The 14,576-nt window shown below is 40.4% G+C and carries 10 protein-coding genes; 5 read left to right on the top strand and 5 right to left on the bottom strand.

Annotation, left to right across the window (positions count from 1 at the left end):
* Positions 1-7: 7 nt before the first annotated feature.
* Positions 8-1,414 carry an ATP-binding protein gene (locus Q0A08_RS08060; protein ID WP_438466118.1) on the bottom strand — a complete coding sequence of 469 codons (1,407 nt, stop codon included), beginning with the start codon at positions 1,412-1,414 and terminating at the stop codon, positions 8-10.
* Between the two features lie 219 nt (positions 1,415-1,633).
* Between Q0A08_RS08060 and Q0A08_RS08055 the strand changes: the two genes are divergently transcribed.
* Together Q0A08_RS08055 and Q0A08_RS08050 are read left to right on the top strand one after the other, a co-directional pair.
* Positions 1,634-1,954, top strand: coding sequence for a hypothetical protein (locus Q0A08_RS08055; RefSeq protein ID WP_438466116.1), 321 nt, complete (start codon positions 1,634-1,636; stop codon positions 1,952-1,954).
* Positions 1,955-2,078: 124 nt separating this feature from the next.
* Positions 2,079-2,963, top strand: a complete 885-nt coding sequence (locus tag Q0A08_RS08050) for an acyltransferase (protein WP_438466114.1) — start codon at positions 2,079-2,081, stop codon at positions 2,961-2,963.
* Positions 2,964-3,022: 59 nt separating this feature from the next.
* Here the strand turns inward: Q0A08_RS08050 and Q0A08_RS08045 are convergent, their stop codons facing one another.
* A complete protein-coding gene (locus tag Q0A08_RS08045) occupies positions 3,023-5,854 on the bottom strand; it encodes an FAD-binding and (Fe-S)-binding domain-containing protein (RefSeq protein ID WP_438466112.1) in 2,832 nt (943 codons plus the stop codon).
* Between the two features lie 353 nt (positions 5,855-6,207).
* Here Q0A08_RS08045 and Q0A08_RS08040 point away from each other — a divergent pair, with 353 nt between their 5' ends.
* The 3 genes from Q0A08_RS08040 to Q0A08_RS08030 all read left to right on the top strand — a co-directional run bounded on the left by Q0A08_RS08040 (position 6,208) and on the right by Q0A08_RS08030 (position 9,919).
* Positions 6,208-7,377 (top strand): PLP-dependent aminotransferase family protein, encoded by a 1,170-nt coding sequence (locus Q0A08_RS08040; RefSeq protein ID WP_438466110.1) that lies wholly within the window; start codon positions 6,208-6,210, stop codon positions 7,375-7,377.
* Between the two features lie 265 nt (positions 7,378-7,642).
* Positions 7,643-9,655, top strand: coding sequence for a sensor domain-containing protein (locus Q0A08_RS08035; RefSeq protein WP_438466108.1), 2,013 nt, complete (start codon positions 7,643-7,645; stop codon positions 9,653-9,655).
* Positions 9,656-9,709: 54 nt separating this feature from the next.
* A complete protein-coding gene (locus Q0A08_RS08030; RefSeq protein WP_438466106.1) occupies positions 9,710-9,919 on the top strand; it encodes a DUF1289 domain-containing protein in 210 nt (69 codons plus the stop codon).
* 272 nt (positions 9,920-10,191) lie between these two features.
* Here the strand turns inward: Q0A08_RS08030 and fusA are convergent, their stop codons facing one another.
* The 3 genes from fusA to Q0A08_RS08015 all read right to left on the bottom strand — a co-directional run bounded on the left by fusA (position 10,192) and on the right by Q0A08_RS08015 (position 14,558).
* The gene (gene fusA, locus Q0A08_RS08025) at positions 10,192-12,276 is read right to left on the bottom strand and encodes an elongation factor G (protein WP_438466105.1); all 2,085 of its coding nucleotides are present in this window, start codon (positions 12,274-12,276) and stop codon (positions 10,192-10,194) included.
* A 219-nt stretch (positions 12,277-12,495) separates the two neighbouring features.
* Positions 12,496-13,725, bottom strand: a complete 1,230-nt coding sequence (locus Q0A08_RS08020; protein WP_438466103.1) for a glycosyltransferase family 4 protein — start codon at positions 13,723-13,725, stop codon at positions 12,496-12,498.
* A gap of 119 nt (positions 13,726-13,844) precedes the next feature.
* Entirely contained in the window at positions 13,845-14,558 is a 714-nt protein-coding gene (locus Q0A08_RS08015; protein WP_438466101.1) for a DUF3592 domain-containing protein, read from the bottom strand.
* Positions 14,559-14,576: the final 18 nt, after the last annotated feature.

Below are 14,576 nucleotides of genomic sequence, written 5' to 3'. Positions count from 1 at the left end.
TCCTAAATTAAGTTAGCGGTAGCTCGATACGTATACCAAGACCTTGTTTGCTTGAAGAATAAGAGCTAATTGTACCTCTATGACCGTTTACAATACTACGGCAGATAGCTAATCCTAAACCTCGACCGCCTGTTTTGCGGTTCCTTGAGCATTCTGTTCGATAAAAACGTTCGAATATTTTTTCAATGTCTTCGGAGCAAATACCTGGTGCTGAATCTTCAAAGCTAATAACCACTGCGTGTTTTTGCTTTTGAACATGAATGCTTAACTCTCCAGGTGCTGATGTGTATTTTAGCGTGTTACTCATCAAATTTGAAAACAATTGATTTAAACGGTTCGCATCAGCTGTAATCGGTATAGCGCGTTTCTTATCAAAAGTTAATGATAAGTTAAGGTTAGCTTCTTCAAAAGATCTTTGCATACTAGCGACAGTTTGCTCAAGCACATCAACGACATCGTGCTCTTCCATCTTATAGTCCATGTTACCTGTGTCATGCATAGATAACTGGTTAAGGTCTTCTATCAAACGTCCCAGATGTACGGTTTCATTTAATAAGGAGCCTAAGCTGTCTGGAGTCACTTTAATGATGCCATCTTGCATGGCTTCAATTTCACCTCGCAAAATGGCAAGTGGTGTTCGTAGTTCATGTGCCGTGTCAGCAACCCAACGCTTTCTTGCTTCTGTTGTATTTTGAAGCGTGCTTGCTAGGTGGTTAAGGTCGAATGCCAGCATACCTAATTCATCACGACTATTGGTCGGTAGACGTGTGCTGTAACTGCCCGATGCCAGTTGTCTTGTTGCTTGACTCATTTGACAAATAGGGCGACTCATTGCCTTAGCGAGACTCCAAGTAAATAAGGCCACAATGGCAATCATAAACGCAGAAATAAGTAAGAAGGACTCAGCCTGCTTTTTCACAAATTCTATGGTGTGATGTTGCACGACTTCCTTTAGAGACCTTAATCCCACATAACCTACCACTTCCCCTGCTACTTTTACCTTTTGTGTCAGTGCATATTTAAAGGGAATTTCACCAATGAGAGTTTCTTTGTCAGCGTTATACAGTAAAAAGCGTTTACGATATTGCTGAGATGGATAAATTAGATCCAAATTTGGTGTGAGAGGTGAGGGCACCATATCCGCTGTACTGGCAAGCTTTGCTTTTTTCCAATCTTCTTCAAGGCGGCTTTCAGATACTAGAAAGTCCCAATCCTCATAATAAATATAGAGATTGGCGGAACGGTTGGCCATTTGTCCAAGATAGGACTTATCCTGCTGAATCACGTAATTGAAAAAGCCTTGGTCAAAACTCCACTGATAAATCTGCCACATACTGCCAATGATAAGGATATTGGATACGGCAAAAATGATAAAAAGTTTATATTTAAGTTTTAATGTAGAAAGAAGGTTCATAGGCCATCTGGTTTTCAATTTATATTAAGTTCAATTTACCCTGAAGCATACGACTAATCGACCCAAACTGACTAGATGTTGCTTGTGTAAATAAAGAGGAAAAATATTGATTTGGGTGTTTTTTAATCAATCTAGGCGCTTTATAATGCCCTCCGATTTGATTGTCGCTAAAAAGCGTAATTGATTATTTGTTTTAAGTTTATTGTTTAAGTGAGTGATATGCCCCCGTTCCGTTTCCATGATGAAGTTGTTAGAAAGTTAGATGATAAGACCCGCCGTAGGGCATGGAGACTAGCACTAATACGTTCTAAAGTATTTTTCAAACCTTGGGTGGTTGTGAAATTAACTTGCCTATTTTTAATTTTGACTTGGCTGCTTACAGGCCCATTAGGTAATGTGTCCGGCGCTTGGATACCTTGGGCAATTGCCTTGCCATTCCTACTGCCTTTTGTGTTACACAAAGATTATGAAAAGCACGTGAAGCCAGAGTTGATCGCACTTTCAAAAGAGTTAAAGCATAGTGCTAAGGTTTCTTGCTAAGACCGGTTTATCACACCCATTGAGTAATGCCTATTCGCTATTTTAACTAGGTGGGGTGAGCTCTCTTTTGTTGATCATAAAAAAACAGTATTATGCATGCCTGTTATGTTTTATTGGTGCTGTTATGAGTAATATTTCTTTTCATTTAAAGGCTTCTCTGTCACTTGTTCTGATAGTGTTAAATACATTGTTTTGGTTTACGCCAGTGGTTGCCCTTGGTGTGATTAAAGTATTAATCCCGAATATTTGGGTGCGGGGAAAACTTAATCTTATTATCGATAAAATGGCGACTTATTGGATCGCTTTAAATAATTTAAACCAGTCCCTTTTAGGGCGAACGAAAGTGACACGTTATGATCAAGAACGTTTGTCTTTACAAGCTTGGTATATGCTCATTTCAAATCATCAGTCTTGGGTTGATATTTTAATTCTACAAAGAATATTTAATCGCAAAATCCCTTTCCTTAAATTCTTTCTAAAACAAGAGCTTATATGGGTTCCTTTTATAGGCTTAACTTGGTGGGCACTCGATTTTCCTTTTATGAAGCGCTATAGCAAAGCGGCAATCGCAAAGCGTCCTGAATTAAAAGGCAAAGATATCGAGGTAACTCGTAAAGCTTGCGAAAAGTATCAATTTTCTCCTGTTACCGTGATGAATTTTTTAGAGGGAACAAGGCTGACTACCAGTAAGCATGAGAAGCAAGGTAAAAAGTTTAATCATCTGTTAACACCAAAAGCAGGCGGGTTAGCTTTTGCACTTTCTGTAATGGGCGAAAGGCTAGACAATTTATTGGATGTCACCTTGGTTTATCCAAACGGTATTCCAAGCTTTTGGGATTATCTTGGTGGTAAAGTTAAAGAAGTGAAAGTGCATATCCGAGTGCTTCCTATCTCTGAAGAGCGCATTGGTAATTATTTAGAAGATGAGGACTTTCGCAACGCCTTCCAGCTTTGGGTGAACGAAATTTGGTTGCAAAAAGATCAGCAAATTGAAGTGATGCTGAACTAGATAATGACGTCCATGTCATTATCTAATGTTACTGTAATATGAGCTGATTAAGTAAACCCTTAATCAGCTCTCTTCGTTTGGCTTACTTCATCTAATAAATAATATAGAGATTGATAAGGAACCCCTGCGTGTTCGCTCAAACCAATCTCACAAGTTCTACTTGATGAAATTCCTCGTTCGCACTCTTTTGGTAATTGCTGCTTAAGATTAGCTAAAGCACTTTGGTTAAGCTCTGGATGCGAAAACCCCTTGTCGCCTGCAAAGCCACAGCAGCCTATGTCGTCAGGCACATAAATATTGTCACACAGCAAATTTGCTAGGTTTAGCATACTCGGCTCTAATCCTGCTTTTTTCGTGCTACATGTGACATGAAGGCTAATACTATCGCTACTTTTTTGGATATTAAGTGCTGGCACTAAATGCTCTAAGGCGAATTGAACAGGGTCATAAGCATCGAGTTTTTTGTCTAAGCCTTGATCTGCACTATTAATGCAGGGGCTAGTATCAAACAAAATTGGCCACTTCCCGCTTTCAGAAGCATTGAGGAGTGCTTGGTTTAACTGGTTTCGCTTTTCATCTGCTTGTTCAAAAAAGCCCTTGCTTTGAAATGGCATACCACAGCAAAGGTCTGAAACCTGTTTAGGGAGAATGACATCAAAGCCTGCTTTGTCTAATAATTCGAATATGACTTGAGTCAGACTTCGTGAATCTTGTTGATCTGGATCTATGCCTAAGGTTCGGTTGGCACAAGAAGGGAAATACACCACTTTCTTAGTATGATTACCTTTATTTGCCCTTGCTTCTTTCAGCCAGTGATTAGCTTTTGGTGTATTTGGTCGCCATTCTCCCACCGTACCTTGGCTTACTTTGTTTACTTGAGAAACCAGTTTTGACATGGTTTTATTGCCAATGATATTGCGTGTGATATTGGCACTATCAAGTGCTACCTTAATGACTTTAGTACTGGTATCAAAATGCTTGGCAGCCCATTTTGCTTTATTTGTATTAAGCTTATTGTTTTCTTGTCGCAAATGACGAGTTAAATCACCTGTATTGATTCCAACAGGGCATGCCATGCTACAAAGTCCACAGCCTGCACAGGTATCAATGGCTTGATATTGGTAATCTTTTTCAAGTGCTGCTAAACGTTCTTTCTCTTCAGGTGCTGTCGCTAAACGTGAAAGTTCACGGCTAATGACAATGCGTTGTCTTGGGGAAAGCGTTAGGTCTTTTGAAGGGCAGTTACTTTCACAAAAGCCGCACTCAATGCAGGCATCAATTAACGGATTACTGGCGGGTAATGGCTTTATGTTTTCTAAATGAATATTTTTATTGTTGTTTAGAATTACCCCAGGGTTAAGGATGCCTGTGGGGTCAAATATCTGTTTGATTTTTTCCATTACACCATAACCTGTTTGGCCCCATTCCAGTTCAACAAAGGGAGCCATATTACGGCCTGTACCATGTTCAGCTTTTAGTGAACCTTGGTATTTGCCAACCGTCATGTTGGCGACATCTTTCATTAAACCATCGTATCTATCTATGTCGGTTTGAGTATCAAAAGATTGTGGGAAAACAAAGTGTAAGTTTCCTTCTAATGCATGACCAAAAATGACGGCATCATGGTAATGCCACTTTTCAAACAGTTTGTGCAAATCATTAACCGCATTAGCGAGCTCTGCAACTGGGTAGGCGACATCTTCAATTAATACGGTAGAGCCTGTACTCCTTATCGCACCAACAGCAGGAAAAACGCCTTTACGAATTGCCCAATACTGAGCACATAAACTAGCATCTTGGCTAAATTGATAATCAAGGCAGGCGGGTTCTCCTGCTTGGTTGAGTACTTGATTGATTTTGTCTACCTGATTTTCTAACTGGTGGAGACATTGGGCTCTGGTTTCAACAAGTAATACACAGGACCCTTCTTCTAATTGAGTTATCGTTTGGCTAATCACATCATGATGGCGTACAGAATTTAATGCGGGCCAATCCATGAGTTCAACAGCAGCAACAGGTGTGTGTTTTAAGCGGCTAACGGCGTCACAAGCTGCTTGGATATCATTAAAAAAGATTAAAGCAGATGCCTTGTGCTTTTCTTCAATCATGGTGCGATAAGAAACATTGGCAATAAAGCCAAGAGTGCCTTCAGAGCCTATTAATAAATGGGCAAGAATATCGATAGGATCAGTAAAGTCTGTCAGCGCGTTTAGTGCATAGCCGGTCGTGTTTTTAAGGCGATATTTGTGTTCAATTTTTTGTTTTAGCTCTGGGTCATTCTTAACGTCTTGGGCTAAAAGCGACAAAGCTTCAAGCATAGTGTGGTGAGTGTGCTTGAATTGAGAAACCGATGTTGGGTCAGCAGTATTTAACTGGCTACCATCGGCCATAATGCAATGAATTGATTCGAGTGTATGGTAGGTATTATGCGCAGTGCCACAACACATGCCGGAAGCATTATTTGCGGCTATACCTCCAATTTTAGCAGAACTAATGGAAGCTGGATCAGGACCAATCTTACGGCCATAAGGTGCTAAGTATTTATTTGCTTGTGCGCCGATAATGCCTGGCTCAAGTTGTATTATTTTGCCTTCGTCAAGGATCTTATAATTTTGCCATTTGTTACCCAGTGAGATGAGTACAAACTCCGTAATGGCTTGTCCTGATAAACTCGTACCCGCTGCCCGAAAGGTAATGGGTACGGCGTACTTATTCGCTGCTTTTATTATGTAAACGACTTCTGGGATGGATTCGACTTTAATGACAGCTTTAGGAATGAGTCGATAAAAGCTGGCGTCTGTACCGTAAGCAAGTGTTCGTAATGGGTCTTCTATGATGTTATTTTCAGCACATAAGGCTTTTACTTGATCTAAGAATTCTTGATACTTCATTTCTTGCTCACTTTGGTATGACCAATTTGTTTTAATAGTTAAATCTCAAACTACTTATTGAAATTAGCTTTGTCAAAGGCGATTTATCAAATAATTAAAACTAAAATTGGTCATACCTGTTAGTTTTTATGTTGATATTTAAGCCTAAAAGCTTGTTTGATTTAAGGCTTTTGGTTTTATGTTCATAAAAGCTTTAGGAAACAGGTGCTCTTTACTTTCTCTGTCTGGTTTTATCCTGTATAAAATGACTTTTTTTTATCTGTATGCTCAGCAATTACTTGGCCTGTCTGTTTGAATCTTTGAAGGTCTTGATAAAATTCTGTCAAATTAGAATATGTGTTAGGAAGTTTTGAATGAAGTTGTCTCAGTTGTTAACCGCAAATTCGCAGCAAATGGAGAGTTCTCTTGTACGTGAGCTTCTACATTATAGTCAGCAACCCGATATTTTATCTTTTGCTGGTGGTCTGCCTGATGAAGCTTATATGCCCGCTTTTCCCAATATGGAAAGCGTTGCTGATAGTCGTCAATATGGGCCAAGTGAGGGTGAGGCAGTCTTGCGTGAGCAAGTGGTTGCAACCGTTGCTGAGCGTGGTATTCAGGCTGGTTTTGACCAGACTCTCATCACGAATGGGTCACAGCAAGGGTTAGATATTGTGAGTCGTTTGATTTTAGATAGCGAATCAATGATTTTGACTGAGCAGCCTACTTACCTTGCGGCGATACAAGTATTTAAACTGCAAGGTGCTCAAATTCAGGATGTCGCTGCGGATGATGAAGGTATGTCTGTCTCTGTCATGCGTGAGCTAATTGATAAGCATCAGCCAAAAGCCGTTTATTTAATTCCAAACTTTCAAAACCCGGCCGGCCATTGTTATAGCTTGAAACGTCGTCAAGAGATTGCAGCCTTATTAGATGAAAAGGGCATTTTATTAATAGAAGATGATCCTTATCGTGATCTGTGTTTTGAAAATGTTGATAGAACGCCTATTTCTAGCATGCTTAAAACTGCTCCATGGATTTATATGGGAAGTTACTCTAAGGTTTTATGGCCTGGATTAAGAACGGGCTATTTGGTTTCTTGCGCTGATATCGCGCCATATCTGGTGAAGCTTAAGCAGGCGACGGATTTACATACTAACCGCTTAGGTCAGAACCTAATTGCTAGCTACTTGGCAACAGGTGAGTTTCCGGCGCATTTAGAAAAGCTTCAGAAAGTATATAAAGCTAAGCGTGATACCATGATGCTAGCGTTAGATAAGTATTTGGGTGATCTTGTGCAGTTTGAAAAACCAGCTGGTGGTATGTTTGTCTGGCTGACCTTGCCTGAAGGAGTGTCTTCGAAAAAAGTCTTGGCAGATGCGCTAGAACAAAAGGTGCTAATTTTACCTGGCACGCCTTTTTATCCAAATAATAGCGATGCCTATGATAGTAATATTCGTTTGAGTTTTGCTCGTGTACCAGAAGATAAACTGGATCATTCAATCGCATTACTAGCCGATGTGATAAAAGCGCAAATAAGCTAAACAATGCGTCTCTAACTTCTATTTAAGGCTGCCTCAATGAGGTGGCTTTTTTATTCTTAAATTTATCTTATAAAAGGTTTGTTTTGTCTTAATGCAGTGTCACTAAGTTTGTCTATACCTTGCTCTACATCACAAAAAGTGCGCCTCACGCTTTAGTCATGAACCTACTAGTGTCATTATTTTGATGGTGTAAGCACTATGTAGCCGACGTTCTGGAGCGGATATCAAGGAAGCTAACAAGGATGTATTAACGAGGTAATCTGCATTGTTAATTGAAGAAAAGCAAATCAGCGTTTTCATTGAAAATCTGCCCGGTCTCACTTATTTAAAAGATCTGCATGGCAGGTACTTGGCGGTTAACTCCGAATTACTAAGTTACTTTAGCTCGAAAAAATCTACCCAAGCCCCTCTCTGTCATCATGATTTAAATTTACCCGCTGACTTAACTGCCATGTGTTGTGAATATGAGCAAACTTTAACAAAAGATAGTCCACAAGTGAGCTTTGAGTTTACCCTTCAGAGTTTTGCTTGTTTAGAGGTGTCAATGACACCATTTCTGTTTGATGGTGAGTTTTGTGCGGTTTTGGTTGTGATCAAGGATGTCACTCAAGAAAAATTACTAGCTGATAAAAACTCGCAATATAAGGCTGTCTTCAACTCTACAAAAGAAGGTATTTTACTCGCAGGTGTAGACTCTAAAATTAGAGCAGTTAACCCAGCATTTACTGATATTACAGGCTACAGTGCTGATGAAATGATAGGTAATAATCCTTCAATGTTGAGTTCGGGTCAGCACGATGCGAGCTTTTATAGTCAGGTTTATAAAGCGCTTTACCAAGACGGGCAATGGTATGGGGAGGTATGGAATAAGCGTAAAAATGGCAGTTTATATGTTCAGTGGCAAACAATTACAGCCCTAAAAAACGAAAAGGGTGAGATATATGAATTCCTTGCTGTATTTAGTGATATTACTCATAAAAAAGCCCGTTTAGAGGCAATTGAATTTAGAGCTAATTTTGATCACTTAACAGGCTTGCCTAATAGGGCTTATTTTCATGAATTAATGGCAAATCAGTTAGAGGTTTGCTGCAAAGAAAAAAGCCAATGTGCATTGATGTATTTAGACCTAGATAACTTTAAACGAATCAATGATTCGCTAGGGCATAGTGTAGGTGACAGTCTACTGCGAAAAGTGACTCAAGTGCTCACTAATGTCATAGGTGATGCGAATACAGTTTCTCGTTTAGGGGGAGATGAGTTTGTCATTATGCTACCGACATTCTCACAAATTTCTGAACTTGAGCGGCTTGCTCAGACTGTGGTTGATGCCTTGAAAGAGCCTTTTGTTATCGAAGCAAGCTTAGTGCATACAGGGGCGAGCATTGGGATCGCATTATCTCGAAATGTTGAGGATGTCGAAGAAATATTACGTCTTGCAGACCTTGCTATGTATAAAGCGAAAGAGTTAGGAAAAGGGCGCTATGTTTTTCATACAGGGCAGATGTCGGAAGATGTTCTCACTGCTAGAAAGCTTGAGCTTGAGCTGCGTGAGTCAATTCTAAAGCAAGATATACGTGTTGCTTTTCAGCCTATTGTTGATCTTTCAAGCCACGAAGTGCTTGGCTATGAAGCATTGGCAAGGTGGACGACCTCTTCTGGTCAGGTTGTTGCGCCTGATGTTTTTGTAAGTTGTGCTGAAGAGCTAGGTTTAATTCAAGATTTGTTTGAGGTTGTGTACGTTAAGGTTTTGAAGGGTTTTTGTGACTTGCAAAAGCAACATGCAAAGCGAATTTATGTGTCCATCAATCTCTCTTGTTATCAGATTCCTAGTCTTCTTGGTGTTGGTTGGATGACTGATCAACTAAGTCGATATAACTTGGCACCCGAAAATATTATTCTTGAAATAACCGAAGGGGTTTTGTTGAAGGATTCAATGAATACTCGATTGTGGTTAGAGAAGGTGAGGGAGGCTGGTTATCGTCTCGCTTTAGATGACTTTGGTACAGGCTTCTCTTCACTTGCTTACTTAAAAAGTATCCCTGTTGATATTCTAAAAATAGATCGTCGATTTGTAGCGGATATTGCTAATGATGAATCCGATCTTGCCCTTGTGAGCGCGATTCTTGCTATAGCAGACGCTTTTTCAATTAGGGTGATTGCTGAAGGGGTTGAGCGTGAAAGCCAAAGGCAGGTCCTAGGGCGTTTGGGGTGTGGCTTAGCACAAGGATACTATTTTGGAAGGCCTGCTGAAGTTGAAAAAAAGGCTTTACTAATTTAACTGACGACATTACTGATAAATTGTTATTATTCCTTTATTTGTGGGGAATAGAGTTTGTCTGATGTTGAAGTGCAAAATGCGGAGCCTGAAATTAAGTCTCCTTGCATGTCTTTGTGTTGCTTAGATGATAATGATGTTTGTATCGGCTGTCACCGTAGTGTGAAAGAGATTACAGCTTGGAGTCGCATGAAGTATCAAGAGCGCAAAGAAACTATGCAGAGGGTGGCTGAGCGTGAGCAGGCAAGTGGACGTATGATGCGTTAGTAAGCTATTAGTTTATTCTTAGGGTGAATTGATGCGAAAAGCTGAGATAGATTATCTTGGCTTTTTTTGTGTCTGACTTTTAAGTGCCATAAATTTTAGGTAGAAAACTACTGGTGATTAATCGTTGGCTTTTTCTCATCTGCTTCTTTGCTAACTATTTAAGAGAGCGAAACAGTAACTTTTCAATTCATTATAAACATCATAAATTTTAGGCAAAAAAAACCCGATGATTACATCATCGGGTTTTTGTGTTTCTCAAAGACTAACGGCAATTATGCGTTAGCTTTTTTCTCACGTGCTGCTTCGATTACTGCTTCAGAAACAGAGTTCGGGCAAGGAGAGTAGTGAGAGAACAGCATAGAGAACTGACCACGACCAGATGTCATAGTACGTAGTGTACTGATGTAACCAAACATTTCTGATAGAGGTACGTCAGCTTTAATACGAACACCAGATACGCCAGCGTTTTGGTCTTTGATCATACCACGACGACGGTTAAGGTCACCGATTACATCACCAACGTGATCATCAGGAGTGAACACGTCAACAGCCATGATAGGTTCGATCAGCTGAGGACCTGCTTTAGGCATAGACTGACGGAAAGCGCCTTTAGCAGCGATTTCGAAGGCTACAGCAGAGGAGTCAACTGCGTGGAAGCCACCGTCGTATAGCTCAACTTCAACGTCAAGAACAGGGAAGCCCGCTAAGGTACCTTCGCCCATCATAGACTTGAAGCCTTTCTCTACAGCTGGGAAGAATTCTTTTGGTACGTTACCACCAACAACAGAAGAGCTGAATGTGAAACCAGTACCCACTTCACCAGGCTTGATGCGGTAGTCGATCTTACCGAACTGACCAGAACCACCAGACTGTTTCTTGTGAGTGTAGCTGTCTTCAACTGCTTGAGTGATAGTTTCACGGTAAGCAACCTGAGGTTGACCAACAACTAGGTCTACACCGTAGGTACGCATTAGGATATCAACTTTGATATCTAGGTGAAGTTCACCCATACCACGTAGGATTGTCTCACCAGTTTCTTGGTCAGTTTCAACGCGGAATGTTGGATCTTCTGCAACCATTTTACCGATAGCAATACCCATCTTCTCGTTACCACCTTTATCTTTAGGTGTTACGGCGATAGAGATTACTGGCTCTGGGAATACCATTGCTTCAAGTGTACATTCGTGCTTAGGATCACAAAGAGTGTGACCTGTTTGAACGTTTTTCATACCAACGATAGCGATGATGTCACCGGCTTGTGCGCGGCTAATTTCGTTACGATCGTCTGCTTGCATCTCAACCATACGGCCGATACGTTCAGTTTTACCAGTGAAGCTGTTAAGTACAGTATCACCTTTGTTTAGTACACCTGAGTATACACGTACGAAGGTTAGGGCGCCGAAACGGTCATCCATGATTTTGAATGCTAATGCACGGAAAGGTTCGTCAGCAGATACAATTGCTTTCTCGCCATTTGCATTACCTTCTTCGTCAGTAAGGTCTTGAGGCTCAACTTCAGTTGGGCTTGGTAGGTAATCAACAACAGCATCAAGAAGAATCTGCATGCCTTTGTTCTTGAACGCAGAACCACAGTATGTTGGGAAGAAAGCAAGGTCACGTGTACCAGTACGGATACAACGTTTGATATCTTCCATTGAAGGCTCTTCACCTTCCATGTATGCCATCATTAGGTCGTCATCTTGCTCTACCGCAGTTTCAATCAACTGTTCACGGTAAGCTTCAACATCATCAACCATGTCAGCTGGAATGTCTTCGATTGAGTAGTTTTCTGGTTGTCCAGTTTCGTCCCAAACGTAAGCTTTACGAGTTAGAAGGTCAACAACACCAGTAAACTGGTCTTCAGTACCGATAGGCAATACCATGATTAATGGCGTTGCACCTAGTACGTCACGTACTTGGTCAGTTACGCGGTAGAAATCAGCACCCAAACGGTCAAGTTTGTTTACGAAGATGATACGAGCAACTTCTGAATCGTTAGCATAGCGCCAGTTAGTTTCAGACTGAGGCTCAACACCACCAGAACCACAGAATACACCGATACCGCCATCAAGCACTTTAAGAGAACGATATACTTCTACTGTGAAGTCAACGTGTCCAGGTGTGTCGATAACGTTGAAACGGTGGTCTTTCCAGAAACAGCTTACTGCTGCAGACTGGATGGTAATACCACGTTCAGCTTCTTGCGTCATGAAGTCAGTTGTTGATTCGCCTTCATGTACTTCACCGATCTTGTGGATCATACCGGTAAGTTTAAGAATACGTTCGGTTGTTGTAGTTTTACCCGCGTCAACGTGAGCAAAAATACCAATGTTTCTGTAGTGCGATAAGTCAGCCATTACATTACTCTAATATATAAGGTTTGGACGAAAAATTTTCGCGCAAGTATACAGGATAAATAGTCAGCATTAGAAGGGCATAAGCATAGTTAATTTTGTATTAGTTGCTATCTTAGCCATGTAAATACTATTAAGTAGGAAGGATAGCCCCAAATTTAGGGGCTTTGACTATAAATGTGATTTTTTGAAGCCTATGAAAAAAAGCAAACTACCGTATTTTTATCCTTTATTTTTAGCCTCAATCCACTGCGACATATACTGAGTGCTCTTCAAACTATGGTGTCTTACCATTAATCCCATGAAATTTTGTTGGCGATTCTGTGTTTGAGAGGCTTTTGAATCAAGAAGGCACGCAATAAATTTTGATTGCCATTTATTTTTATCATAAAAATTAGAAAGTATTTTTATGCCTTTAGTTTGATTCTGTAACCAGTCGCTTTTGTTTTGATAGGCAGATACTGCAGATTGAATGAAGGTTTCTTTGTCGTCACAGATTGCACCGTTCCAGTCTAGATCTCCATGCATTGCTTCAGCACCGACTGAGGTTGTAATGCTTGATGTTCCATTTTGCATCGCTTCAACTAGCTTTCCTTTGATACCTGCACCAAACCGAATGGGGGCTAAACATACCTTGGCATTTTGCATCACCTGATTAGCATCCTTGGCCCAGCCTTTAATCAAGAAGCCTTGCTTTTCATTATGAAGTTGGGTGGCTTTGGGTGGCGGGTAGGCACCATAAACATGAAGCTGTGCTAGAGGCAGCTGTTTACGTATTTTTGGCCAGATTTCCGTTTTAAGTTGTAATACCGCATCCCAATTTGGTTCGTGGCGGAAATTACCTATGCTAATAAAGTGTGCCCTTTCATCAAAGGAAGGGAGTGAATCTAGTTTTGTTTGGTCAATGCTTTCTAACATAAAAGGAAGGTGCATTAACTGATAAGCAGGGACATTAAACTTGTCTTGAAGTAACTGATACTCATACTCTGAAATCATCAGAGTTAAATCGCTACGTAATATAGCGGCTATCTCTCTAATGCCAAGGTCAGAGTGCATATCGCTAAGTTCAAAGCTTTGTCCTGACTTTACTGCTTTATGCCGTGCACTTCTAAGGCTGTGTAGATCTTCAGTATTTAGGACTCTTAACGCCGTCGGGCAGTACTTCTCAACTCGCCAAGCAAATTGTTCTTCCATCATAAAGCGATCAAAAATTACGATGTCTGGATTTAGCGAGACAATATAGTCATCAAAACTGGATTGATTTAGTTCAATTTGGCTTGTGCTGATACCCATTCCCTTAAGGTTCACCATGTGTTCTGTCGTTTGGGCTGGTGTTGCGAAGTGAACTAAAAAATCCGCATTTTGTAGGCTACTGATGAGCTGCATCATGCGCGAACCCGCAGCAGATGAATTAGGTTCTGGCCAGACATAACCAATGATTAATATTTGCAAAGGAATACTCTTATTTTCTATTGGATCGAATTAGGTTTGAAAGTGGGGTGCTATGGTAAAACTTTCAACCAAGACAATATAGTAAAAGTATTTTTGCGCTTAAGGCCTCAGGTGCTTTTTTACCATTTAAAGTTCGGCGCTTTTTTAGGTGACGATAAAAAAGACAGGTCTAAGTAATACTCGCTTGGATTATCCTTTTTAATAAGAACCGTGACTTCTTTATCTTCTAGCATCTCGCTGGGATCAAACAATAGATAATCACTTTTGAAAATGTGAAGCGCAGTAGCGCTTGGATTTAACCATTCCGTATAAATACGGTAAGGCTTCTTACCATTGCTCTCATGTTCAGGATCTACTTCGACGCTACGTAGTACGGTTTTAATTTCAATACCGTGGTTTTGTAAGTAACGAACTTTGCGTTGCTTTTTAAAGTCTTTTAGATGGATTAATAGAAAACAGAAAATCATTGCGCTACCAAGGTCGGCAAGAATACTAAAAGGTGATGTTAAGCTCGGGTGAGGTTTTAGTATTGCTCTACCAGGCTCGGATTCACTGTAAATTACAGGCACAGACTGCCCTTTCCTTAAAGGTAAGAGGTTCTGAGGTTGGCTTAGGTGTAGCTCAATGTTTTGATTCCATAAGGTTTTGAAAGAAACAATTAAACCTTGCTTAACCTCTTTGTTAAGTGATGAGCTTGGTTGAACAACATGTCCATTTGTTTCCTGACTGTCTTTAAAAGGGTGGAGGGATTGATAAAACAAGAAACTGGCAATTAAAAGCAAAAATATGCCGAAGGTTAAAATAATATATTTAGCTTGTTCTAATTTATCCATTTGATACTTCCCTTCATC

This window comes from Marinomonas sp. PE14-40, assembly GCF_051623805.1.
In the GTDB taxonomy this organism is placed as follows: Bacteria; Pseudomonadota; Gammaproteobacteria; order Pseudomonadales; family Marinomonadaceae; genus Marinomonas.
This window is presented reverse-complemented; position numbering and strand designations above follow the sequence as displayed.